This window comes from Avibacterium volantium (assembly GCF_049366555.1).
Lineage (GTDB): Bacteria > Pseudomonadota > Gammaproteobacteria > Enterobacterales > Pasteurellaceae > Avibacterium > Avibacterium volantium_A.
Genome location: NZ_JBMMGT010000014.1, coordinates 1 through 23,513, shown reverse-complemented (window position 1 = coordinate 23,513; position 23,513 = coordinate 1). Strand labels below are relative to the sequence as shown.

The following is a 23,513-nucleotide window of genomic DNA, read 5'->3' as shown; positions in this document are numbered from 1 at the left end:
ACAAAAAAAGAGGAAAAATTATGAACCCTCAACAACAGCAAACCCTTGCATTGATGAAAAAAGTGTATCAGTGGCAGGCAGCACATCAAACTCGTACCGTTGTACGCCGCACAGGTCGCATTCGTTTTATTAAAGATACAGATTGGGATCGCGCGGTATTTTGGGCAAGCGTGTCTAATGCGTGGAAAGTCACGGGTGAACAAGTGTTCTTAGATGGCGTATTGAATTACACCTTACACACAGGTTTTCGCACAGGGCCACATTTGCGTTTTGCCGATGATTTGGTTTGTGCGCAATCCTACCTTGATGTGTATCCTTTATTTAACCAACCAGAAGCCTTAGAACCCACAGTGAATTTTGTGGAAGATATGTTGGCAAATCCAAAACCGGGGCGTGAAGACTGGTGGTGGTGTGATTCACTCTTTATGGCGCCACAAGTGTTTTTTGCTTTATCCACATTGACGGGTGAAAGTAAATATCGTGATTACGCAAACCAAGCGTGGTGGGATTCTGTCGATCATCTACAAGATAAAGAAACTGGCTTGTTTTACCGTGATTATCGTTATATTCCAGATGGCAAAGGCGGTGAATTGCGTGAAGCCAATGGTGAAAAAGTCTTTTGGGGACGTGGCGTAGGTTGGGTGATTGCAGCGATTCCACGCTTATTCCGTGATATGCCCGAAGACTATCCAGAACGTGAGCGTTATTTAACCCTTTATCGTCAGCTTGCAGAAATCGTTTTACCATTCCAACACGAAGATGGTTTCTGGCGAGCGAGCTTACTTGATCCGCAAACGTTCCCTGCGAAAGAGAGCAGTGCAACGGCATTATTCTGCTACGCATTAGCTTGGGGGATCAATCAAGGCATTTTAGATCGTGCAACTTATTTGCCAGTGGTTGAAAAAGCTTGGGCTTCATTAGAAAGTGCGGTCAATTCTGAGGGCAAATTAGGCTGGATTCAGCTTCCTGCTTTCAATCCGCGTGAAGTGAAAGAAGAAGACAACATCGATTACGGTGTGGGTGCTTTCTTACTTGCAGGAGCAGAAATTTATCAATTACAAGCCGAATAACGGTAACTTTTAATTATTGAATTAAGGAAAGAAAAATGAAAATTGCATTAATGATGGAAAACAGCCAAGCGGCGAAAAATCCAATTATCTTAAATGAGTTAAAAAACGTGGTTGAGCCGAAAGGGCATAGCGTTTATAACGTGGGAATGAACAGCGAGCAAGATCACCACTTAACTTATATCCACTTAGGGATTATGGCGAGCATTTTATTAAACTCAAAAGCCGTTGATTTTGTGGTAACAGGTTGTGGTACAGGTCAAGGTGCATTAATGTCATTAAATCTTCACCCAGGTGTGGTGTGTGGTTACTGCTTAGAACCTGCTGATGCGTTCTTATTCGCACAAATCAACAATGGTAACGCCTTATCCTTAGCCTTTGCCAAAGGATTTGGCTGGGGGGCTGAATTAAACGTGCGTTATATGTTTGAAAAAGCTTTTGAAGGTGAACGTGGTCAAGGCTATCCAGTTGAACGTCGTGAACCTCAAGTTCGCAATGCTGGCATTCTCAATCAAGTGAAAACAGCGGTGGCAAAAGATAACTACTTAGATACCTTACGCGCTATCGATCCTGAATTGGTGAAAACAGCGGTAAGCGGTGAGCGTTTCCAACAATGCTTCTTCGATAATTGTCAAGATGACGCAATTCGTGCTTACGTTACTGAAGTATTAAATAGCTAATTTGCTATTAATAAAGGGGAAATAGGACATTTCCCCTTTCAAAGATAATTCTGTTTAAACTAAAATTATCGTTTCCCTAACCTAACATTTCTTTCACATTAGGAGTTGTTTATGTGTCAATCTCAACCCGCTTATTTTCATATGATGGCAAAACCAAGTAGTTTCCATTGCAATATCAAATGTGAATACTGTTTTTATTTGGAAAAAGAGCAAGTCCTAACACATAACGTTCGCCTAATGTCTGACGATACTTTACGTCAATATACCAAAAACTACATTGAATCCCACGCAGGCGATCACGTTGATTTCGCGTGGCAAGGCGGTGAACCCACCTTACTCGGTTTGGATTTTTTTAAAAGAGCGGTGCAATTTCAGAAAGAATTTGCTAACGGCAAAACGATTACCAATGGTTTTCAAACCAATGGCATTGCGATTAATCGTCAATGGGCAGAATTTTTCAAAGAAAATAATTTTCTTATAGGGATTTCTGTGGATGGTTTAAGTGAGGTTCACGACCGCTATCGTATTTCTGTCAATGGGCAGCCCACATTTGAACGGGTGAAAAAAGCCATTGATCTATTAAAAGAATATGAAGTGGATTTTAATACGCTCACTGTAATTAATGATAAAAACTGGGATAAAGGACGGGAAACTTACCAAGCGTTGAAAGAGTTAGGCTCGACTTTTATGCAGTTTATTCCTATTGTTGAAGTGGCGAATTATTCCTTACAACGCTGTGATTATAGTCCTGGAAAAAATTATCGAATGGCTCCCTTTTCTGTACCAGCTGATGGCTACGGGCATTTCCTATTAGACGTGTTTACCGAATGGGTTCGACAAGATGTGGGACGTATTTTCGTGCGTGAATTTGATAACTTACTTGGGCAATGGTTGGGCTATCCTTCCACCAGCTGTATTCATACGGAAACTTGTGGTACCGCAATGATCGTAGAAGCCAATGGCGATGTTTATTCTTGCGATCACTATGTTTATCCTGATTATCGTTTAGGTAATGTGAATAAACAGCCTCTCAATCAAATTGCACTTTCAACCAAGCAACAAAAATTTGGTAAAGCGAAAAAAGAAACGCTCACTAAAGCCTGCGAAAAATGTGATGTGAGAATGATTTGTCAAGGCGGGTGTCCGAAGCATCGTATTGTGAATTTGAAAGGGGAAAAATTTAAACAAAATTATCTTTGTCCTTCTTACCAACTCTTCTTTCGTCAAACCGCACCTTTGATGCACCGTATGCGGGAAATTATTCAGCGTGGCGGGTTGGCTGAAGATATTATGAAAATAATCAACTAAAATCAAAGGAGATCATAATGAAACGCTCGTTACTTAGTCAGTGTTTATTATCCGCATTGGTTGTTGGTGCTGCGGCTCAGCCTGTTTACGCACACAGCCAAGATCCTCAAAAACCGAACGTGCTGGTTATTGTAATGGACGATTTAGGCACAGGCCAGCTTGATTTCGCCATTGACAGCTTAGACAAGAACGAATTAAGCAAACGCCCTGTTGCTGCTCGTTATCAAGGTGATTTAGATAAAATGATTGACGCTGCACAGCGTGCAATGCCGAATGTGTCTAAATTAGCCGCAACTGGGGTAAAAATGACCAATGCGTTCGTTGCTCACCCTGTTTGTGGCCCATCTCGTGCAGGGATTTTGACAGGACGTTATCCAGCGTCATTTGGTATTTATAGTAATGATGATTCTTTCAACGGTATTCCACTTGATGTGAAGCTGTTGCCAGCGTTATTCCAAGAAAATGGCTATGCCACGGCGAATATTGGTAAATACCATAATGCTCGAGTGAATAAAGACAGAAAAATTGGACGTATCACTAAGCCTGATGATGTAAAAACCCGTGATTACCACGATAACTTCTCATCTGTACCAGATAAAGGTTATTTCCCAACCGATCGCGGTTTTGATTATTCTTACAGCTACTTTGTATCAGGGGCAGCATTGTGGAATTCACCGGCTTTATGGCGTAATGACAAGCCAATCGAAGCGCCGGGCTATTTAACCCATAATTTAACCAATGAAGCGCTGCAATTTATTGATAAAGCAGGGGATAAACCATTCTTCTTAAATCTTGCGTATAGCGTACCGCACATTCCATTAGAAGAAGCTTCACCAGCAAAATATATGGATCAATTCAATACAGGTAACGTTGAAGCGGATAAATATTTTGCAGCAATTAATGCCGCAGATGAAGGTATCGGAAAAATTATCGACAAATTAAAAGCCGATGGCAAATTAGATAACACTATTATCTTCTTCTTATCCGATAACGGTTCTGTACACGAAGCGCCAATGCCATTAAATGGTATGGATCGCGGCTTCAAAGGGCAAATGTATAACGGCGGGGTGCGTGTGCCATTTATCGTATCTTGGCCGGGCCATATCCCAGCAAACAGCAAAAGCGATATGTTAATTTCTGCGATGGATATTCTTCCAACCGCATTGAAAGCCGCAAATATCAAAGTGCCAGATTCATTGAAATTAGATGGCCGTGATATTCTGCCTGTGTTAGAAGGGAAAGAAAAAGTTTCTCCGCATAAATACTTATATTGGGCAGGCCCTGGTGCGAAACATTATAGTGAAGAAAACCAACAATTCTGGGCGGATTATTGGAAATACATCACCTATAACACCAACGAAGCACCGAAAAATCCAAACTTAGAGAAACTCTCGAAAAGCTCTTGGGCAATTCGAGATCAAGATTGGGCGTTATATTTCTACAATGACGGAAGTAACAAACTTCATCTTTATCACGACAAAGTTGACCCAGCAGAAAGCCAAGATGTGGCTGATAAATATCCAGAAAAAGTAAAAGAATTGCAAAAAGCATTTTACGACTGGATCAGCACACAACCAAAACCAATGGCGTGGAATCCTGAAGAATTCCAAGCGATTGAGGCTTCAGCAAAAGCAAAATAATCTGATTAATCAGCCACTATTATTGTGGCTGATTTTTTTGAGGAAGAATGATGACAAAAATTACGCTAAGCATTCTAGATAAAGACGATAATATTAAACTGTGTAAAAGTGCGTTTGATTTCTTAATGCTCACCTACAAAGGTGAGTATCAAACAGGCGATCGCATTTGTATTGAAACAGATAATGCACCTTGCTATTTAAAATTACGTTTAGAAGACAGCCTTGAAAGCAGCCTTGTTTATTTAACTGAAAATCGCTTTGAATACCGCATTCCCTTTGGCGATGACAGACGTTTATTTAACAGCGATAAGGCATTCCAAGGGGGCATTCATTTTCTATGGGTACGCGTAGCCAGAGATTACGAAGTGGCGCAATATGGCAATCTTGCCTTTAATCCGTATTTTCAACCACAGCAAACGAGCGTTTATCCACGCATCAGTAGCAACATTGTAGCGAGCAACATTCGTTTTGCGCCATACAATGTGATTGACGGTGTTTTTGACAGCAATGCACACGGTTCTTACCCTTTCACTTCTTGGAGTAACGCACAAGATCCGAATGCAGAATTAAAAATTGAATTTGGACGCAACGTAGAAGTTGATGGACTTGTGCTAATTTTGCGCGCAGATTTTCCGCACGATGCGTGGTGGCAACAAGTTAGCGTACAGTTTTCTGATGGCTCAGAAGAAATCTTAAATTTAGCAAGAACAGGGCAACCCCAGTTTTTCCAATTTGCCAAACGGCAATGCGACTATCTGCAATTAACGCATTTTGTGAAAGCGAAAGATCCATCACCGTTTACGGCATTAAGCCAAATTGAAGTATTAGGCAGAAATATTTAAGAATGAAAAAAAGATAAGAAAATGAAAGTAAAATAAAATTTTGTGCTGATAAGTTAATCTTTTTTCAATATCTTGGTTTTCGTTTTGTTTCATTTTGCTTTATTTTGGTCTATAATTTTTAATGTCACATCTTAAAGGACGAAAAGATGAAAAGTGCAATTGAAAGACGAATGGAGATTGTCGCAATAGTCAATAAAAATTCTTCTGCCCGTGTGGAAGATTTGGCTGAAACCTTTTCTGTTTCTACCGTTACTATTCGGCAAGATCTCAATTTTTTAGAAAAAAATGGCTATATTGTGCGTTCACACGGTGGTGCTGTACCAAATAAAGGAATGATCGCAGAATTAAGCAATGCCGAAAAAAGACATCGTAATTTAGGGGCAAAAAATAAGATTGCGGAAGCCGCGCTAAAACTGATTAATGACGATGATATTATTATTTTAGATTCAGGCACGACCACGCGAGAAATTGCTGCTGCGTTGAAAAAATCCACAGTGAAAAATGTGCTGGTAATGACAAATGGACTGGATATTGCTTCTGAATTAGCCGATGCGGAAAATGTGGAAGTGCTAATGACAGGCGGGAAATTACGCAAAAATGCGATGTCTTTCTCTGGCCCACAAGCAGATGCGAGTTTAGCAAATTACTGCTTCAGCAAAGTATTTTTGGGCGTTGATGGATTTGATATTCAAGCAGGTATTACTACGCATAATGAGCAAGAGGCGAATCTCAACCGCATTATGTGTGAGATTTCTAATCAAGTGATTGCGGTAACGGATTCCAGTAAATTTGGTAAAAAAAGTTGCCACGTTATCCGCAAATTTGCCGATATTGATGTATTAATTACCGATTCTGGCATTTCTCCTGAATATTTGACCGCACTTCAGGAAAATAATATTGAAGTGATTATTGTAGATTAAGAGGAAAAAACAATGCGTTATGCCATTAAACCTGAAAAAGTGATGACGTCATCAGGGGAGTTACTGAATAAATATGTGGTGATAAATCAAGGTAAAATCGAACGTATCCAAGTAGAAAAGCCCACTGATTGCGATGTGCATTATTATCCTGACAGCTACCTTTCAGCGGGTTTCATTGATGTGCATATTCACGGCCGTGCTGGTGCCGATGTGATGGACGAAAACGACACCGCACTGGCGACCATTGCACAAGCGCTACCACAAACAGGGGTTACTGCGTGGGTGGGAACAACGGTTTCAGCGCCTTGGCAAAATATTCTTTCATCAATGCAACGAATGAAAGATTACATTCAACAAGGCAAGCAATCGGGCGCAGAATTATTGGGTAGCTTTATGGAAGGGCCTTATTTCACTGAACGCCATCGTGGCTCGCACCCAACCGAATATTTAATGCCACCAACGATTCCACAGCTAGAAGAATTATTGCAAATTTCCGACCGCACTTTATTACGGGTTGCCATTGCACCTGAAATTGAAAATGCCGAACCTGCTATTAAATGGTTGGTGGAAAATGGCGTGAAGGTGTCTGTAGCTCATACTAATGCCACCTTTGAGCAGATAACCAAAGCTTATTATTTAGGGGCAGATTGTGGCGTGCATTTATTCAATGGAATGAGTGCCTTGCATCACCGTGAGCCGGGTTGTACGGGGGCGGTGTTATATCACGATATGCTGGCAGAAATTATTGCAGACGGCATTCACGTTCACCCAGCTGTATTAAATTTAGCGTATAAATTAAAAACTTACCGCAGAATGGTACTGATCACGGATTGTATGCGTGCAGGTGGTTTGCCAGATGGTGAGTACACATTAGGCGTGCAAACCGTGCGTGTAGAAAACGGGCAAGCGAGAACCTTTGACGGATCGCTCGCAGGTAGCACTTGCAGCCTAGATCAAGCCTTGCGTAATATGGTATTTAAAGCTGATGTGCCTGTATGGGAAGCCATTCAAATGGTTACCACCATTCCCGCCACTTATTTAGGTGTGGCAGATCGCATTGGTGATATTGCTGTCGGCAAAGAAGCAAATTTCACCTTATTAAATAAAGAATTACAAGTTCAAGCCACTTATATTCAAGGGGAACAAGTTTATAAGTGCGGTGAAAAATTTTAAGATTTTTATATTTACAAAGATGGAGAAACAACTATGTCAAAGTTAAGAACTGAACGTTTAAAAAAATTATGTAGCCAAGACAATCTAATCGCAGCACTTGCTATTGACCAACGTGGTGCATTACGCCGTATGTTGGGCGAAGACGCAACGAATGAGCAACTTGCTGAGTTTAAAGTATTGGTGTCTGAATACTTAACCCCTTATGCCTCGTCTATTTTGCTTGACCCAGAAGTGGGCTGGAAAGCGGCTGAAAAACGTGCTTCCAACGCAGGCTTATTAATGGCTTATGAAAAAACAGGTTATGACAAAACCCAACCGGGTCGTTACCCTGATTTGATTGACGATGTTTCCGTGCAACGCTTAAAAGCCAAAGGTGCAGATGGGATCAAATTATTGCTTTATATCGACATTGACGAAGGCAAAGAAGTGAATGATCGCAAAGAAGCCTTTGTAGAACGCGTGGCTTCAGAATGTAAAGAAGAAGAAATGCCATTCTTCCTTGAGCTTGTAAGCTATGATGCGAATATTTCTGATCCAAAAGAATATGCGAAAATCAAACCGCGTAAAGTGATCGAAGCAATGAAATTATTCTCCGAGCCACGTTTTGGTGTTGATGTGCTAAAAGTGGAAGTGCCAGTAGATATGAAATTTGTCGAAGGTTTCGCAGAGCAAGATGTGGTATATAGCCAAGCTCAAGCTAAAGCTTACTTCAAAGAACAAAGCGATGCGACGGATCTTCCATTTATCTTCCTAAGTGCTGGCGTGAGTTCCTCCTTATTCCTTGATACGTTACGTTTTGCTAAAGAGGCCGGTTGCGATTTCAACGGTGTATTATGCGGACGTGCCACTTGGGCCGGTGCTGCGGAAATCTTTAAAGCAGAAGGGGCAGAAGCAGCAAAACAATGGCTACTCAATGAAGGCAAAGCCAACATTGAAGCCCTTAATGCCGTATTAAAAGAAACCGCACAGCCTTTAGTATTATAAAGCCCAGATTGTTTTAACTAACTTAAAAAGTGCGGTGAAAAAAGACCGCACTTTTTCTTTTATTCTAAAAAATCAAAACGCTGTTTCTAAATTTTAGATCAAGATCACAAAATTAAACATTGTTTATAGACGAGCTTTCTATTCTAGTTTACATTTGACACGTGTTTTCTTTAAGGAAATAAGGTGTAAGAAAGCGGTAATTTACAGATAAAATGATATTTTTTTGCGTATGATAGCGAAGCGGATTTTTCTTCTGTATTAGACAGTATGAGAAAGAAGAATAAGGCAATCTGTGCATTATTTACGGCTTGCTGTACCATCTTATTTTTAACTTAAATGATTATAAAATTTCTATGTTAGATAAATTTATCACTTTTCCACAATTCCTTGGCATTTTGGCGTTTATTTTAGGCGTGATTTGTTTTTATCAACGGAATGATCGGAAATTAAAAATCGTGATGTTGATTCAAAATATCACCTATATGAGCCATTTTATTTTGCTTGATGCCAAAGTGGCAGCGTTGAGTTCGTTGCTTTCGACGTTGAGAACGGCAACTTCGATTTATATTTCCTCGAAGTATATCGCCTTAGGCTTTGTGATTGTGGGGATTATTTTTGGTTATGTGATTGCGGATTCCGTGTGGCAGGTGTTTCCTATCATTGCTTCGACCATTGGGACAATTTCTTTATTTTTATTGAAAGGCATTCCAATGCGATTATTTATGCTGGTCGGCTCTGCCTGCTGGCTCACGAATAATATTCTAGTAGGATCGCTCGGTGGAGTATTGCTAGAAAGTACAGTGATGTTTGTTAATACCATTACCATTATTCGCCTAATGCGGCAAAAGCATCGCTAACTGGTTTTTATATCAAAATAGGAGAAAAAATGATGAAAAAATTACTGATTGCTTCGCTTTTTACCACCGCACTTTCGTTTCACGCCTTGGCGGCGGATAATCCCGCTAAAAGTTATAAAGTCGCTTTTGAGTCACAAATGCCTGTTTTAGATGGAAAACTTGACGAGGCTGTTTGGGGAAAAGTGCAAGGCGTTACGGATTTTGTGAACCCTTGGGAACAAGCGCAAATGCCAAAAACAGAATTTAAGGCGTTTCACGATGATCAAAATTTTTATTTCTCTTTTGATGTAGAAGATCCGAATGTTTTAATTTATGACACCACCGATCACGAATGGATGGTTGCGCGTGAAGACCGTGTAGAATTATTTATGGCACCAGGCGAAATTGATAAACAGCAAGCAGATGGAAAATATCCAAAATATGTTGCTTTAGAAATGGATTACAAAGGCCGCACATTATCAATGTTGCGTGATGTTGAAAAAAATATTAATGCAGAATGGGATCCAAAAACCTTAGAAACCGTCGGCGTCCGCACAGAAAAAGGTTATACCCTTGAAGGTAAAATTGCGCTTAGTGAATTAAAAGAACATAATTTAATTCAAGGCAATAAAATTCGTGCAGGGGCTTATCGTGCAGAATTTTCTATTATTAAAGGAAAAGGCAAAGAGCAAGCAAATTGGATTACTTGGGTTGATCCAAAAACAGAAAAACCAAATTTCCATATTAATTCTTCATTCGGTGAATTTGTGTTAGAGCCGAAGAAATAATAATCACTTAAAAACAAAAGTGCGGTGAAAAATTCACAAAATTTCCACCGCACTTATTTTTTGATAAGAAATTAAATGTTCCAGCCACCTAAGTAGAATGCTAATAATGCGACTGCGATTAACACTGTGCCGATATTGAGTTTTTTCACTTCACCGCTGATGATTCGACCAATCACAAGAGTAGTAAAACCAAGCATAATACCAGTTACGATATTTGCAGTAAGAACGATGAATACCGCACAAACTAAGCCGCTCATTGCGCCGATGAAATCAGAAAAATCTAATTTGTTTACGTTGCTAAGCATTAATAAGCCCACATACATTAACGCTGGTGCGGTGGCATAGCTAGGCACAAGGCTCGCGAGTGGTTGGAAAAAGAGCATTAATAGGAATAGCACGCCCACGACAATCGCTGTGATCCCTGTTTTACCGCCAGCGGCTGTACCTGCGGCAGATTCAATATATACCGCAGCCGGTGCTGTACCAAATAAGCCGGAGAATAAGCTACTTACTGAGTCGGAAGTTAAGGCTTTGCCACCGTTAATGATTTGTCCGTCTTTATCCAATAAATTGGCTTGTCCTGCTACGGCGCGGATTGCCCCTGTGGCATCAAATACCGCCGTCATTACTAAGGCGAATACCACAGGCAAGATGGCAGGTTGTAATGCGCCCATTAAATCCAGTTCAAGGAACAATGAGTGTTCACCAAAAGTTGGCATTTTGAATAATTCACCGCTGAATTTCACATTAGGATCAACCGCCAAACCGATAAGCGTGATCGCAATAATCACCCACAAAATACCACCTTTGATTTGCAATCTTTCTAAACCAATGATTGCCGCTAAGCCACTAAGGGAAATTAACACAGGGAATGTGGTGAAATCACCAAGTTTTACCGGCAAACCTGCTTGGTTGCCCACCACAATGCCCACGCCATTGGCTGCGATTAATAGTAAAAACAAACCAATCCCGATGCCTGCGCCCTGTGCAATGCTGGCTGGCAAGTTGCGTAAAATCCACGCACGAATGCCTGTTGCGGAAATTAAGGTGAACACGATCCCCATAAAGAATACCGCACCCAGTGCGACAGGAACGCTCACGCCTTGCCCTAATACAAGGCTAAATGCGGTAAACGCGGTTAATGAAATAGCGCAACCAATGGCCATTGGCGCGTTTGCCCATAAGCCAATAAGAATAGAACCTAAGCCTGATACCAAACAGGTGGCAATAAACACGCTTTCAGGGGGAAAGCCTGCGGCACTCAGCATATTTGGCACTACAATCACGGAGTACACCATTGCCAAGAAGGTGGTTAAACCTGCGATAATTTCTTGGCGTACCGTTGAGCCACGCTTAGTGATCTCAAAAAGTTTTTCTGCGAACATAAATTTCCTTTCGTTAATAAAGTTAAAATAAAATCTTGTTGAAAAAATGGCGCTATTTTACAGAAAAGAAAAGAATAGTAAACGTTTGCTTAATAGAAAGTGCGGTGATTTTTGCGGAAATTTTTGGGCTTGTTTTATAAATCGTTTATAATAGCGCGCAATAATCGTAATAATTAAGGCAAATAATCTAAGCGAGGAAAAAATGGCTATCTTAGTAACTGGCGGCGCAGGCTACATTGGCTCTCATACCGTTGTGGAATTATTAAATACTGGCAAAGACGTGGTGGTGCTGGACAATTTATCCAACTCTTCCGCCAAATCATTACAACGTGTAAAAGAAATCACGGGCAAAGCGGTGAAGTTCTACCAAGGCGATGTGTTAGATCGTGCAATGTTGCAGAAAATCTTTGCAGAAAACCAAATTGATTCCGTAATTCATTTTGCTGGTTTGAAAGCCGTGGGCGAAAGTGTGCGTAAACCAATCGAATATTATATGAACAATGTAACGGGTTCATTAGTGTTAGTTGATGAAATGCGCAAGGCTGGCGTGTGGAATTTAGTGTTTAGCTCATCGGCAACAGTCTATGGCGATCCTGAAATTGTGCCAATCACCGAACAATGCAAAGTGGGTGGCACGACCAATCCTTACGGCACATCGAAATTAATGGTAGAACAAATTTTAACAGACGTTGCCAAAGCAGAAGATAAATTTAGCTTTACGATTTTGCGTTATTTCAACCCAGTGGGCGCGCACCACAGCGGCTTGATCGGCGAAGATCCAACGGGCATTCCAAATAATTTATTGCCTTATATTAGCCAAGTGGCTATCGGCAAATTACCACAACTTTCCGTTTTTGGAAGTGATTATGACACCCACGATGGCACGGGCGTGCGTGATTATATCCACGTTGTAGATCTGGCTATTGGGCATTTAAAAGCCTTAGATCGTCATCAAAACGATGCAGGATTGCACATTTATAACCTTGGCACAGGCACAGGTTATTCCGTGTTGGATATGGTGAAAGCCTTTGAGCAAGCCAACGATATTCAAATTCCGTATCAATTAGTGGCGCGCCGTCCAGGGGATATTGCAACGTGCTATTCCGATCCTTCTCTTGCGGCCAAAGAATTAGGCTGGAAAGCGGAACGTGGCTTAACGGAAATGATGCAAGACACTTGGAATTGGCAGAAAAAGAACCCACAAGGGTATCGTGATTAATCGTTAATCTCATTGTGCTGTAAGGAAACTTGCAGCACAATTTGTTTGAAAAACACACCGCACTTTATGGCTATGACCACACAATCGAATTTACTTTCACAAATTTTCAGCCGTAATATGCTGATCTGCGTATTCACGGGATTTAGCTCGGGTTTGCCCCTTTATGTTTTGGTTTCTTTGTTGCCTATTTGGTTACGCGCAGAAAACGTTGATCTCAAAACCTTGGGCTATTTCACCCTGATAATGCTCCCTTTTTCGTGGAAGTTTGTCTGGGCGCCCTTGCTTGATCGCTTTGTGCCGCCTTTTTTAGGTCGCCGCCGCGGCTGGATGCTGATCTCACAAATTTTATTGTTAATCAGCTTGGCATTATTTGGCTTTTTAGATCCAAGCAAACAATTTGGACTCAGTTTAATCGCCGCCTTGGGCGTGCTTTGTTCCTTCTTTTCCGCCACGCAAGACATTGTGCTAGATGCCTATCGGCGAGAAATTTTAACCGACAATGAATTAGGTTTAGGTAACTCCATTCACGTAAATGCTTATCGTATTGCAGGCCTTGTTCCCGGTTCGCTTTCATTGATTTTGGCGGATCATTTCCCTTGGCAAACGGTGTTTATCATTACCGCAATGTTTATGTTGCCAGGGATTTTAATGTGTCTATTTTTAAGTACCGAACCTAATATTGCGCTAAAAAAACACCGCACTTTAGAAGAAAGTGTCCTCGAACCTTTTCGCGAATTTTTTCAACGCAAAGGCGTTTGGTCAGCCTTAGGGATTTTGGCGTTTATTTTTCTGTATAAATTAGGCGACAGTATGGCAACGGCACTGATTTCCCCCTTCTATTTAGATATGGGATTTAGCAAAACCCAGATCGGTTTGGTTGTGAAAAATGCCTCTTTATGGCCAATGGTGGTCGCCAGTATTTTTGGTGGAATTTTAATGCTGAAAGTGGGCATTAACCGCGCCTTATGGTTATTTGGATTTGTGCAAATTATCACCATTCTTGGCTTTGCTTGGCTCGCCCAACAAGGGCCTTTTGAAACCGTAGATAGCCGCGCCTTATGGTCGCTTAGTCTTGTGGTGGCCGCGGAATATATCGGTATCGGTTTAGGCACAGCCGCCTTTGTTGCCTTTATGGCAAGGGAAACCAATCCCCTTTACACCGCTACTCAGCTCGCCTTATTCACCAGCCTTGCCGCATTACCAAGAGCTACGCTCAACACCCAAGCTGGCACGTTGATCGATTGGCTGGGCTACTATGATTATTTCTGGCTTTGCTTCTGGCTCGCGATCCCCGGAATGTTATGCTTAGTTAAAGTTGCCCCTTGGAATCAAGTAGAGTAGTACGTTTATTGACGAAGAAATTTAGGAGAAAGTAATGCAATTTCTGAAAAAACTCAGTTTTTTATTAGCAAAATTTACCGCACTTTTTATTATTGTGCTGGCGTTAATCACCTTTTATAAACCTGAATTATTCACTTGGGTAAAAGGCGATACGCAGGTTTTCATCATCAGTATTATTATGCTTTCAATGGGAATGACCTTAGGTAAAAAAGATTATCAAGTGTTAGCGCAACGCCCACTGGATATTCTTATTGGTACCATTGTGCAATATACCGTAATGCCTTTTGTGGCGATTGCTATTGCAAAAAGTTTTGATCTTTCTCCTGCGCTCACCCTTGGTTTAGTTTTAGTTGGCTCTTGCCCTGGTGGTGTGGCATCTAACATTATGACGTTCCTATGCAAAGGCGATGTAGCATTTTCAGTGGGAATGACCACCGTTTCAACCTTACTAGCGCCAGTAATGACGCCATTATTGCTAAATTATTTGGTAGGCCAAAGCGTGGAAATGAACGGCTGGGCAATGTTTAAATTTATGCTTTTAGTGACTGTGTTGCCTGTGGCGGTGGGCTCGATTTTAAACATCAGCTTACACCGCAAACAATGGTTCCAAGACATCAAAGCGTTAATGCCGGGCGTGGCAGTGATTAACTTCGCCTTTATTGTGGGCGGTGTGGTCGCCATTTATGGGGATTATTTCTTACAATCAGGCTTAATGATTTTGCTTTGTATCGTGGTGCATAACCTTATCGGCTACGCCCTTGGCTATTCTTCAGGCAAATTATTTGGAATGAGCTTAGCAAAAAAGAAAACTATTTCCTTGGAAGTGGGCGTGCAAAACGCAGGCTTAGCCACCGGATTAAGTATGAAGTTCTTCCCAACTATTCCAGAATCAGCGGTGGTTTGTGCCGTGGCGTGCGTGTGGCACTCTGTGGCAGGAACGGTTTATGCTAATTTCTTATTATGGGTGGATAAATACCGCAAATCCCCTTCACAAAAGGAACTTGCGGAAGAGATTTCGTGAGAGCAAGGAAAATAAAGTGCGGTGCTTTTTTATGAATTTTTTGCAAATTAGTTAATTTTGATTTTCATCGCCCTTGAGTTTTCGACTTATTAAAGGTATGTTATCGCAGATTTTTTTATAAACGAGGTTGATATGAAGATTATTCTTTTAGGTGCGCCGGGTGCAGGTAAAGGCACGCAAGCACAATTTATTATGAACAAATTCGGTATTCCGCAAATTTCTACGGGCGATATGTTGCGCGCGGCAATTAAAGCGGGAACAGAATTAGGCAAACAAGCGAAAACCTTAATGGACGCAGGGCAGCTTGTGCCAGATGATTTAATTATTTCGCTCGTGAAAGAGCGTGTTGCACAAGAAGATTGCGCGAAAGGCTTTTTATTAGACGGCTTCCCGCGCACCATTCCGCAAGCGGACGCCTTAAAAAGCGCAGGCATCAGCATTGATTATGTGTTGGAATTTGATGTGCCAGATGAAGTGATTGTTGAGCGTATGAGTGGTCGCCGTGTTCACCAAGCTTCTGGACGTACTTACCACGTTGTGTATAACCCGCCAAAAGTGGAAGGTAAAGATGATGTAACCGGTGAAGATTTAATTATCCGTGCTGATGACAAGCCTGAAACCGTATTAGATCGCTTGAAAGTGTATCACAACACCACCAAACCGTTGGTTGATTATTACCAAGCTGAAGCCGAAGCGGGCAATACAAAATATTTCCGTTTAGACGGTACGCAAAAAGTGGAAGAAGTGAGTGCAGAATTAGATAAAATTCTCGCTTAATTTCCACCGCACTTTATCAATCCCCTTGATTTCAAGGGGATTTTTTATGCGCTATTATTCCTTCTTCCGCCAATAAGTGGCAAATCGTGGCAGCCCTTTTTGTGTCAAACCACGGTATTTGTAGGTAATGATTGAACCGATTGGTGGTGGATTTTCTCTATCCGATAATTTAAAACCTGAACCGATACGAAATTCGCCACGCTGATTTTTACAAGTAATCGCACCGAGTTTATCAGCAAATTGCCCCTTGCCTTTATGGTGTGCAATCACTTCACATTCTTCATCAAGTGCGGTCTTTAATTTCAAAATTTGCTGACTGCGTTTGTTTTCATAAGGTGCATTAGGGTTACGCAGCACCAAGCCTTCCCCTTGTTTTTGTTCTACTTCACGCAAAAAATCTTGTACTTGGGCATAATGTTTGATTGGAATTTGTTTAATAATTTCAATATATTGGCTTGGGTGCTGGGCTAAATAATTTTCCAACACGGCTAAACGTTCAAATAAATTGCCTTTGGCATTAGGCACATCAAACACATAAAGCTTTAATTTTTCCCAACCTTTATCTTTTTGCGAACGCACAATAGAAGAAATTTGCTCAAACGCATTGCGTTGGCTAAACAGTTCACCATCAATGGCAAAAGGCGGAAAATCTTTAATGAAATAATATGGCGGCGTGAGAATTTTATTCTGTCTTGTAAAAAGCTGTTTACCGTCCCAATATCCCCTGATGCCGTCTAACTTTTCGCTCATCACCCAACCTTGCACATTTTGATTGTGGTAAGTGCCAAGTAGCATTAAATCTGGCGGATTGGCCTTAGCTAATGCTGAGCATAGTGCGAATAAAATGAGCAGGATACGCTGAATATAAAGCATAATTTTTTCCCCGATTTTTCTGCGCAATAAAAATTTGGTTGGGATATTAAGCGACTTTTTAGTGCTTGTGGAAAATGCAATTTGGTTTTGCGATCTCGATCGTAAAAATTATTGTGGTTTTAAAAGTGCGGTGGTGTTTTGGGATTTTTTTAGAATATGTGTGAATTTTTTGTTAAAATTACGGCTTTCTATCTAAATATAACTAAAAGAGAGTGATTATGAGCAAACTATTTCCTAATGCACAACTTCGTGATAAAGCGCCCTATCGTTTTGATATTGTTGGCAGTTTTTTACGTCCTGAAAGTTTAAAACAGGCGTGCCAATAATGTAGCTGTGGGGATATTTCTTGTGCGGTTCTTACCCAAGTGGAAGATAAAGAAATTGCCAATTTAGTGGCGCAACAAAAAGCAGTGGGCTTACCAGCCGTAATTGATGCGGAGTTTCGCCCGTACCTTTTGGCCTTTAGATTTTTAAGTGCGTTAGATGGCGTGGAAGAAGTGGAAGCAGAAAAATTTTCTGTTCAATTTAAACATCATAATGTTCGTCCTAAGACGTTGAAAATTGTTGATAAAATCGGTTTCTCGGATACTCACCCATTCCTTGAACATTACCGTTCCTTACAGCAAATCGCTGGTGATTATCCTGTCAAATTCACCATTCCATCGCCTTCAATGTTACATTTAATTTGTACGGTGCGTGAAACGGATTATCAGCCAATTGAGCGTTACAAAAATAACAATCAGCAATTACTTGATGATATTGCAGACGCTTATATTAGTGCGATGCAAAAATTCTATGCGCTAGGCTGCCGTAACCTGCAATTAGATGACACGAGCTGGGGTGAATTATGTTCTGAAGAAAAGCGTCAAGCTTATCAAGAACGTGGCTTCGATTTAGAGCAACTGGCGAAAGATTATGTGTATATGGTGAACCGCATTATTGCCGCGAAACCAGCGGATATGACGATTACAATGCACATTTGCCGTGGTAACTTCCGCTCAACTTGGTTCTCATCAGGCGGCTATGAACCTGTGGCAGAAACGCTATTTGGGCATTGTAACGTTGATGGCTTCTTCCTTGAGTACGATAGCGATCGTTCGGGCGATTTCAAACCATTGCGCTTTATTAAAGATCAGCAAGTAGTGCTAGGTTTGGTTACTTCAAAAGACGGCAATCTTGAAGATAAAAACGAAATCATCAAACGTATTCAAGAGGCCGCACAATATGTGGACATCAACCAGCTTTGTTTAAGCCCGCAATGTGGCTTTGCTTCAACGGAAGAAGGCAATATCCTGACAGAAGAGCAACAATGGAACAAACTGAATTTTATTCGTGAAATTGTTGAGGAAGTTTGGGGTAAGGCGTAATTTCTAACCTTTCATTCCTGATGATAGAAGAATACCGCTTTTTTATAGAGCGGTATTATTTTTGCAAATTTTTCTCTTTGTGATTTAGATCACGATTTTCTCTTTTCGTTAAAATTCTATTTCTCTTTGAAGTTAATCTTATTTTATAATGAAAATTATGAAATGATACTTCAAAATAATGAAATTGAGATAGCAAACAGGAGAGAGCTATGCGTTTAATTCCTTTAAAAACCGCCGAGCAAGTCAGCAAATGGGCTGCACGTCATATTGTTGATCGTATTAATGAATTTAAACCAACGGAAGAACGCCCTTTTGTGTTGGGATTGCCCACAGGCGGCACGCCGTTACAAACCTATAAAGAATTAATCAAACTTTATCAAGCTGGAGAAGTGAGCTTTAAGAACGTGGTGACCTTTAATATGGACGAATATGTTGGGCTGCCAAAAGATCACCCAGAAAGTTACCGCTCTTTTATGTATAAGAATTTTTTCGATCACGTTGATATTCAAGAAAAAAATATTAACTTATTAGACGGCAATGCGCCTGATCTTGATGCTGAATGTCGCCGTTATGAAGAAAAAATGCAATCTTACGGCAAGGTCAATTTATTTATGGGCGGCGTTGGCGTGGACGGCCATATCGCCTTTAACGAACCAGCGTCATCGCTGGCTTCTCGCACCAGAATTAAAACCCTGACAGAAGATACCCTTATCGCTAATTCACGTTTTTTTGATAATGATGTGAATAAAGTGCCAAAATATGCCTTAACCATTGGGGTTGCCACGTTGCTTGACGCAGCAGAAGTGATGCTTTTAGTCACAGGGCATAATAAAGCCCTTGCTTTGCAAGCGGGTGTAGAGGGAAGTGTGAACCATTTTTGGACGATCAGTGCGTTACAGCTACACCGCCACGCAATCTTTGTTTGTGATGAACCTGCAACGCAGGAATTAAAAGTGAAAACCGTGAAATATTTCACTGAGTTAGAAGCCAAAGCCATTCATAGTGTGTTATAGCGAATAAAAAAGAAGGTGAAAAAATGCGTTATGCGTTAGTTAATGGCGTGATTTATACCGCCCAAGCCGTGCTTTATGGACACGCGGTGATTGTGGAAGATGAAAAAATCCTTTCTATCTTGCCACAAGAAAATCTGCCTGAAGGAATGCAACAAATTGATCTAAAAGGGAATAATCTCACAGCAGGATTTATTGATCTGCAATTAAACGGCTGTGGTGGCGTGATGTTTAATGGCGATACCTCCGTGAAGACCCTTGAAATTATGCAGCAAACCAATTTGCGTTCTGGCACAACAAGTTATCTGCCAACCTTTATCACAGCAGATGATGAGGGCATTAAGCAAGCTGTTTCGGTAATGGGGGAATATCTTAAAAAGCATAAAAATCAAGCCCTTGGTTTGCATTTGGAAGGCCCTTATTTAAGTGTCGAAAAGAAAGGCGTGCATCAGGCAGAATATATTCGAGCCATAAGCTCTGAAATGAAAGATTTTCTATGCCAAAATTCAGCGGTGATCACTAAAATCACCCTTGCCCCTGAAAATCCAACGGCAAAATATATTGGTGATTTTGTACAAAGTGGGATTGTGGTTTCTATTGGGCATTCTAACGCTACTTATGATGTGGCTAAACAAGCCATTGCCAATGGCGCAACGTTCGCCACTCACTTGCACAATGCGATGTCGCCAATTAGCTCAGGACGTGAAATGGGCGTTGTCGGCGCGGTGTTAGATAGCGATATTTACACGGGTATTATCGTTGATGGCTTGCACGTTGAATTCGGTAATATCAAAATTGATAAAAAAGTGAAAGGCGATAAACTGTGCATTGTTACAGATGCCACAGCCGCCGCAGGCGCGGATATTGAATCTTTCGACTTTGTCGGCAAAACCGTGTATGTGCGTGATGGCAAATGCTATGACGCCAACGGCACGCTCGGCGGTTCTGCAATCACAATGATTGAATCGGTAGAAAATGCGGTGAAACAAGTGGGCATTCCACTTGATGAAACCCTAAGAATGTGCAATTACTACCCAGCCAAAGCCATTGGTGTCGATGATCATTTAGGCGATATTGCAGAAGGAAAAATCGCTAATTTGACTGTGTTTAACAATGATTTTGACGTGCTAGGCAGCGCAGTCAATGGGCAGTGGACGTGGTATAAAAACGAGTAAAAATCACCGCACTTTGAGTGCTATTTAAATACGAAATAAAGGCAGCTTCGGTTGCCTTTTTGTTTAGCCATTTTCTAGTCTAGGCATTTTGCCCAATTCATTTTAAAATACAGCATTATTCGTTTTATGTATTTTATGTGTGGGAAAAAGAATGCGGGATAATCATCAAATCGCGAATGTTGATTTTGTTAAACAGATGAATAGTGCGGTGGTTTATAAATTAATTGACCAGCAAGGGCCGATTTCTCGTATTCAAATTTCTGAACTGAGCCAACTTGCCCCAGCGAGTGTGACCAAAATCACGCGTAACCTGTTAGGGCGAGGGCTGATTAAAGAGGTGGAACAGCAGCAATCTACGGGGGGGCGTCGCGCCACCTCGATTGTCGCTGAGCATAAAGCTTTTCGTACTATTCTAATTCATCTAGGGCGTAAACAGGTAACCTTTGCTACTATGGATCTTTCTACCAAGCTGTTAAAAAGAGAAATTGTGCTGTTGCCTGACTATCAAAGTGCGGTGCAAATTGAGCAATTTTTAATAACGCACCTTGCGCAGTTTATCGAAAAAAATCAGCGTAAAAATGCGGAATTTATTGCCATTGGCATTACTGTGCCGGGCTTTGTGGATGTGAAGACCAACGACATTCAATATTTACCGCATTTATCCCTTGATAAACCTTGGGCGCTGGCGAATCACCTTGCAGAACACTTCCAATTAATGACTTTTATTGGCCACGATGTGCGAAGTTTAGCCTTAGCGGAGCATTATTTTGGTGTTACCAAAGATTGCTATGATTCCTTATTATTGCGTATTCATCGTGGCGTTGGCGCAGGCATTGTGATTAATCACGAAGTCTTTCTCGGCTATAAAAATAATGTGGGAGAAATTGGGCATATTCAGGTGGACCCTTTGGGTAAGCGTTGTTTATGCGGCAATGTGGGGTGCTTGGAAACGGTGGTGAGCAATGCCGCAATTGAAGAAAAAATGCAGCGTTTGCTAGAAGATGGTTATCAAAGCAAATGGATTTCTTTAGAAAGTCACGATATTGAAGCGATTTGTAAAGCGGTAAATAAGCAAGATGCCGTGGCAGTGGATTTGATCGAACACGTTGGCGTGCAGATTGGACGCGTATTGGCGATGAGTGTCAATATGTTTAATCCTGAAAAAATTGTTATTTCAGGGGAGATTACGCAAGCACAAAGCGTGCTGTTTGCGGCCATTCGCCGAACCTTAGACAATTTAGCTTTACCCGCGTTTGTGAAAAGCACGCCACTGGTGGCATCTGAATTAAAAAATGAAGATGTGATTGGCGCATTTGCATTGATTAAACAAGCCTTATTAGATGGCAGATTGCTACAACATTTATTAACCGAGTAAAGTGCGGTTGCTTTTACGCCGATTTGTATAATCTCTATGCGAATGAGAAAGAATTTAGAAAAAAGCATAAAAAAAGAGTTGACGAAGGGGAGTCAGATCAGCATAATTAGCCCCGCAAAGCCGATGAGGTGAATGCAAAGTGTTTGGCTATGTAGCTCAGTTGGTTAGAGCACAACACTCATAATGTTGGGGTCACAGGTTCGAATCCCGTCATAGCCACCATATTGCGGGACTGGCGAAATTGGTAGACGCACCAGATTTAGGTTCTGGCGCCGCGAGGTGTGTGGGTTCAAGTCCCTCGTCCCGCACCATTCATTAGCTTGCAGTTCTTTAGTAGGTGGGGTATCGCCAAGCGGTAAGGCACCGGGTTTTGATCTCGGCATTCCTAGGTTCGAATCCTAGTACCCCAGCCATACTATCTAATATTTCAATCTTCTTTTCTTAAAGAATTTCCTATTGGGGTATCGCCAAGCGGTAAGGCACCGGGTTTTGATCTCGGCATTCCTAGGTTCGAATCCTAGTACCCCAGCCATTATCTTTCCTAATAGATTTTCCTTTATTCTTCTTTTTATAGTGTAAAAAAGTTGTAAAAAATTACACCGCACTTATGTTTTTTGCATTTATATCAATTATAATCATTTCCTTTTTTCATAAGGAATAACTATGACCACAAACACAACAAAAACAGGCTGGACAACTAAGTTTAGCTCCCTAGGGCCGGGGATTTTAATGGCATCAGCCGCCATCGGCGGATCGCATATTATTGCTTCTACCCAAGCTGGGGCAATTTATGGTTGGCAACTTGCAATTATCATTATTCTTGCAAATTTTTTTAAATATCCTTTTTTCCGTTTCGGTGTGCAATACACGCTAGATACAGGCAATACCTTACTTGACGGTTATCGCCAAAAAGGAAAATTATATTTATGGGTTTTCTTTTTACTTAATATTTTCTCAACCGCCATTAATATGACAGCGATTTCCTTGTTGTGTGCGGTTATTCTTAATTTTGTGTTACCTACACCAGTTAATATGTCTATCTTAAGCGCAATAATGATTTCTTCCGCTGCAGTGATTTTACTTTTTGGGAAGTATCGCTTATTAGATGGTTTAGCGAAAGTGATTATGATTGCATTAACGGTAACGACCGTTGCCGCCGTGGTAATCGCACTGATGCGTAATGGCGTGCAAGGAATTGCAGCCGATGATTATATTTCCCCATCACCTTGGAATTTAAGCGCATTAGCTTTTATTGTGGCGCTAATGGGGTGGATGCCAGCTCCGATTGAACTTTCCGTCATTAATTCAATGTGGGTGGTGGCAAAACGCCGTTTAACTAAAGTATCTTATAAAGATGGGATTTTTGATTTTAATGTTGGCTATGTTAGCACTGCGATTTTAGCGTTAGTGTTTCTTGCATTGGGTGCGCTAGTGCAATTTGGCTCCAACGAAACCGTTGAAATGGTAGGGGGGAAATATATTGCACAGCTTATCAATATGTATTCTTCAACCATTGGTGAATGGGCAAAAGACCTCATTGCCTTTATCGCATTTATGTGTATTTTCGGTACGACATTATCAATGCTAGATGGTTATTCTCGCACTAATCTTGAAAGTTTGAGATTACTAGCGGGCAAAAAAGAAAGCCGCGTAAGTTTTTTAAATTTATCTATCTTATGTTCAACAATCGCAGTTTTAGTGATTATTTTCTGTTTCAGTGATGCCGTAGGAC

General features: G+C 41.1%; 20 protein-coding genes, 4 tRNA genes and 1 pseudogene. 23 read left to right on the top strand and 2 right to left on the bottom strand.

The genetic code is table 11. The annotated features are described in order from the left end of the window. Positions 1 to 20 precede the first annotated feature (20 nt). From ACLS0A_RS06125 to ACLS0A_RS06080, 10 genes are all read left to right on the top strand, one after another. Positions 21 to 1,070, top strand: coding sequence for a glycoside hydrolase family 88/105 protein (locus tag ACLS0A_RS06125; RefSeq protein ID WP_416082775.1), 1,050 nt, complete (start codon positions 21 to 23; stop codon positions 1,068 to 1,070). A gap of 35 nt (positions 1,071 to 1,105) precedes the next feature. Beyond that, a complete protein-coding gene (locus tag ACLS0A_RS06120; RefSeq protein ID WP_416082776.1) occupies positions 1,106 to 1,747 on the top strand; it encodes an RpiB/LacA/LacB family sugar-phosphate isomerase in 642 nt (213 codons plus the stop codon). A 111-nt stretch (positions 1,748 to 1,858) separates the two neighbouring features. Continuing rightward, the gene (locus ACLS0A_RS06115) at positions 1,859 to 3,055 is read left to right on the top strand and encodes an anaerobic sulfatase maturase (RefSeq protein ID WP_103853296.1); all 1,197 of its coding nucleotides are present in this window, start codon (positions 1,859 to 1,861) and stop codon (positions 3,053 to 3,055) included. A gap of 17 nt (positions 3,056 to 3,072) precedes the next feature. Beyond that, the gene (locus tag ACLS0A_RS06110; RefSeq protein WP_416082777.1) at positions 3,073 to 4,695 is read left to right on the top strand and encodes a sulfatase family protein; all 1,623 of its coding nucleotides are present in this window, start codon (positions 3,073 to 3,075) and stop codon (positions 4,693 to 4,695) included. Positions 4,696 to 4,742: 47 nt separating this feature from the next. Then, positions 4,743 to 5,537, top strand: a complete 795-nt coding sequence (locus ACLS0A_RS06105) for a hypothetical protein (protein WP_416082778.1) — start codon at positions 4,743 to 4,745, stop codon at positions 5,535 to 5,537. 146 nt (positions 5,538 to 5,683) lie between these two features. Continuing rightward, positions 5,684 to 6,457: a transcriptional repressor AgaR gene (agaR, locus tag ACLS0A_RS06100; RefSeq protein ID WP_103853293.1), complete on the top strand. Its 774-nt coding sequence runs from the start codon at positions 5,684 to 5,686 to the stop codon at positions 6,455 to 6,457. Between the two features lie 12 nt (positions 6,458 to 6,469). Next, a complete protein-coding gene (gene nagA / locus ACLS0A_RS06095; protein ID WP_416082779.1) occupies positions 6,470 to 7,630 on the top strand; it encodes an N-acetylglucosamine-6-phosphate deacetylase in 1,161 nt (386 codons plus the stop codon). 33 nt (positions 7,631 to 7,663) lie between these two features. Continuing rightward, positions 7,664 to 8,614: a tagatose 1,6-diphosphate aldolase gene (locus ACLS0A_RS06090; protein WP_416082780.1), complete on the top strand. Its 951-nt coding sequence runs from the start codon at positions 7,664 to 7,666 to the stop codon at positions 8,612 to 8,614. A 353-nt stretch (positions 8,615 to 8,967) separates the two neighbouring features. Beyond that, on the top strand, positions 8,968 to 9,471 hold the full coding sequence (locus ACLS0A_RS06085; RefSeq protein WP_017806050.1) for a YgjV family protein: 504 nt from the start codon (positions 8,968 to 8,970) through the stop codon (positions 9,469 to 9,471). Positions 9,472 to 9,500: 29 nt separating this feature from the next. Beyond that, positions 9,501 to 10,238, top strand: a complete 738-nt coding sequence (locus ACLS0A_RS06080) for a carbohydrate-binding family 9-like protein (protein WP_416082781.1) — start codon at positions 9,501 to 9,503, stop codon at positions 10,236 to 10,238. Positions 10,239 to 10,309: 71 nt separating this feature from the next. On the opposite strand, the gene ACLS0A_RS06075 is transcribed toward ACLS0A_RS06080, so the two are convergent. Continuing rightward, entirely contained in the window at positions 10,310 to 11,623 is a 1,314-nt protein-coding gene (locus ACLS0A_RS06075) for an NCS2 family permease (protein WP_416082782.1), read from the bottom strand. Between the two features lie 202 nt (positions 11,624 to 11,825). Here ACLS0A_RS06075 and galE point away from each other — a divergent pair, with 202 nt between their 5' ends. The 4 genes from galE to adk all read left to right on the top strand — a co-directional run bounded on the left by galE (position 11,826) and on the right by adk (position 15,981). Next, positions 11,826 to 12,842, top strand: a complete 1,017-nt coding sequence (galE, locus tag ACLS0A_RS06070) for a UDP-glucose 4-epimerase GalE (RefSeq protein ID WP_416082783.1) — start codon at positions 11,826 to 11,828, stop codon at positions 12,840 to 12,842. Between the two features lie 72 nt (positions 12,843 to 12,914). Beyond that, complete coding sequence (locus ACLS0A_RS06065; RefSeq protein WP_416082789.1) at positions 12,915 to 14,183, top strand: AmpG family muropeptide MFS transporter; 1,269 nt, start codon at positions 12,915 to 12,917, stop codon at positions 14,181 to 14,183. A gap of 34 nt (positions 14,184 to 14,217) precedes the next feature. Continuing rightward, on the top strand, positions 14,218 to 15,204 hold the full coding sequence (locus tag ACLS0A_RS06060) for a bile acid:sodium symporter family protein (protein WP_126371890.1): 987 nt from the start codon (positions 14,218 to 14,220) through the stop codon (positions 15,202 to 15,204). Positions 15,205 to 15,336: 132 nt separating this feature from the next. Continuing rightward, entirely contained in the window at positions 15,337 to 15,981 is a 645-nt protein-coding gene (gene adk, locus ACLS0A_RS06055) for an adenylate kinase (protein WP_415777292.1), read from the top strand. Positions 15,982 to 16,035: 54 nt separating this feature from the next. Here adk and ACLS0A_RS06050 read toward each other — a convergent pair whose 3' ends face one another. Then, positions 16,036 to 16,854, bottom strand: a complete 819-nt coding sequence (locus ACLS0A_RS06050; RefSeq protein WP_416082784.1) for a DNA ligase — start codon at positions 16,852 to 16,854, stop codon at positions 16,036 to 16,038. 218 nt (positions 16,855 to 17,072) lie between these two features. On the opposite strand from ACLS0A_RS06050, the pseudogene ACLS0A_RS06045 reads away from it, so the two are divergent. From ACLS0A_RS06045 to ACLS0A_RS06005, 9 genes and pseudogenes are all read left to right on the top strand, one after another. Next, positions 17,073 to 18,221 (top strand): annotated as a pseudogene (locus tag ACLS0A_RS06045) (5-methyltetrahydropteroyltriglutamate--homocysteine S-methyltransferase). 209 nt (positions 18,222 to 18,430) lie between these two features. Further along, a complete protein-coding gene (gene nagB, locus ACLS0A_RS06040) occupies positions 18,431 to 19,234 on the top strand; it encodes a glucosamine-6-phosphate deaminase (protein WP_103854081.1) in 804 nt (267 codons plus the stop codon). A gap of 23 nt (positions 19,235 to 19,257) precedes the next feature. After that, positions 19,258 to 20,406, top strand: coding sequence for an N-acetylglucosamine-6-phosphate deacetylase (nagA, locus tag ACLS0A_RS06035; RefSeq protein WP_416082785.1), 1,149 nt, complete (start codon positions 19,258 to 19,260; stop codon positions 20,404 to 20,406). Positions 20,407 to 20,557: 151 nt separating this feature from the next. Beyond that, positions 20,558 to 21,781: an ROK family protein gene (locus tag ACLS0A_RS06030; protein WP_416082786.1), complete on the top strand. Its 1,224-nt coding sequence runs from the start codon at positions 20,558 to 20,560 to the stop codon at positions 21,779 to 21,781. A gap of 145 nt (positions 21,782 to 21,926) precedes the next feature. Beyond that, positions 21,927 to 22,003 (top strand) — tRNA-Met (locus ACLS0A_RS06025). 4 nt (positions 22,004 to 22,007) lie between these two features. Then, positions 22,008 to 22,092: transfer RNA gene (locus ACLS0A_RS06020), tRNA-Leu, on the top strand. A gap of 27 nt (positions 22,093 to 22,119) precedes the next feature. After that, positions 22,120 to 22,194, top strand: a tRNA-Gln gene (locus tag ACLS0A_RS06015). Between the two features lie 44 nt (positions 22,195 to 22,238). Beyond that, positions 22,239 to 22,313 (top strand) — tRNA-Gln (locus tag ACLS0A_RS06010). Between the two features lie 131 nt (positions 22,314 to 22,444). Further along, positions 22,445 to 23,513: NRAMP family divalent metal transporter (locus ACLS0A_RS06005; protein WP_416082787.1), on the top strand; the 1,069-nt coding region annotated here is incomplete at its 3' end.

Coding starts and splice junctions, on each gene's coding strand:
- ACLS0A_RS06080 (WP_416082781.1), top strand. CDS start 9,501: ATGATGAAAAAATTACTGATTGCTTCGCTTTTTACCACCGCACTTTCG.
- nagB (WP_103854081.1), top strand. CDS start 18,431: ATGCGTTTAATTCCTTTAAAAACCGCCGAGCAAGTCAGCAAATGGGCT.
- ACLS0A_RS06120 (WP_416082776.1), top strand. CDS start 1,106: ATGAAAATTGCATTAATGATGGAAAACAGCCAAGCGGCGAAAAATCCA.
- ACLS0A_RS06105 (WP_416082778.1), top strand. CDS start 4,743: ATGATGACAAAAATTACGCTAAGCATTCTAGATAAAGACGATAATATT.
- ACLS0A_RS06125 (WP_416082775.1), top strand. CDS start 21: ATGAACCCTCAACAACAGCAAACCCTTGCATTGATGAAAAAAGTGTAT.
- ACLS0A_RS06075 (WP_416082782.1), bottom strand. CDS start 11,623: ATGTTCGCAGAAAAACTTTTTGAGATCACTAAGCGTGGCTCAACGGTA.
- ACLS0A_RS06065 (WP_416082789.1), top strand. CDS start 12,915: ATGACCACACAATCGAATTTACTTTCACAAATTTTCAGCCGTAATATG.
- ACLS0A_RS06060 (WP_126371890.1), top strand. CDS start 14,218: ATGCAATTTCTGAAAAAACTCAGTTTTTTATTAGCAAAATTTACCGCA.
- ACLS0A_RS06110 (WP_416082777.1), top strand. CDS start 3,073: ATGAAACGCTCGTTACTTAGTCAGTGTTTATTATCCGCATTGGTTGTT.
- ACLS0A_RS06090 (WP_416082780.1), top strand. CDS start 7,664: ATGTCAAAGTTAAGAACTGAACGTTTAAAAAAATTATGTAGCCAAGAC.
- galE (WP_416082783.1), top strand. CDS start 11,826: ATGGCTATCTTAGTAACTGGCGGCGCAGGCTACATTGGCTCTCATACC.
- ACLS0A_RS06030 (WP_416082786.1), top strand. CDS start 20,558: ATGCGGGATAATCATCAAATCGCGAATGTTGATTTTGTTAAACAGATG.
- nagA (WP_416082785.1), top strand. CDS start 19,258: ATGCGTTATGCGTTAGTTAATGGCGTGATTTATACCGCCCAAGCCGTG.
- ACLS0A_RS06050 (WP_416082784.1), bottom strand. CDS start 16,854: ATGCTTTATATTCAGCGTATCCTGCTCATTTTATTCGCACTATGCTCA.
- nagA (WP_416082779.1), top strand. CDS start 6,470: ATGCGTTATGCCATTAAACCTGAAAAAGTGATGACGTCATCAGGGGAG.
- ACLS0A_RS06085 (WP_017806050.1), top strand. CDS start 8,968: ATGTTAGATAAATTTATCACTTTTCCACAATTCCTTGGCATTTTGGCG.
- adk (WP_415777292.1), top strand. CDS start 15,337: ATGAAGATTATTCTTTTAGGTGCGCCGGGTGCAGGTAAAGGCACGCAA.
- ACLS0A_RS06115 (WP_103853296.1), top strand. CDS start 1,859: ATGTGTCAATCTCAACCCGCTTATTTTCATATGATGGCAAAACCAAGT.
- agaR (WP_103853293.1), top strand. CDS start 5,684: ATGAAAAGTGCAATTGAAAGACGAATGGAGATTGTCGCAATAGTCAAT.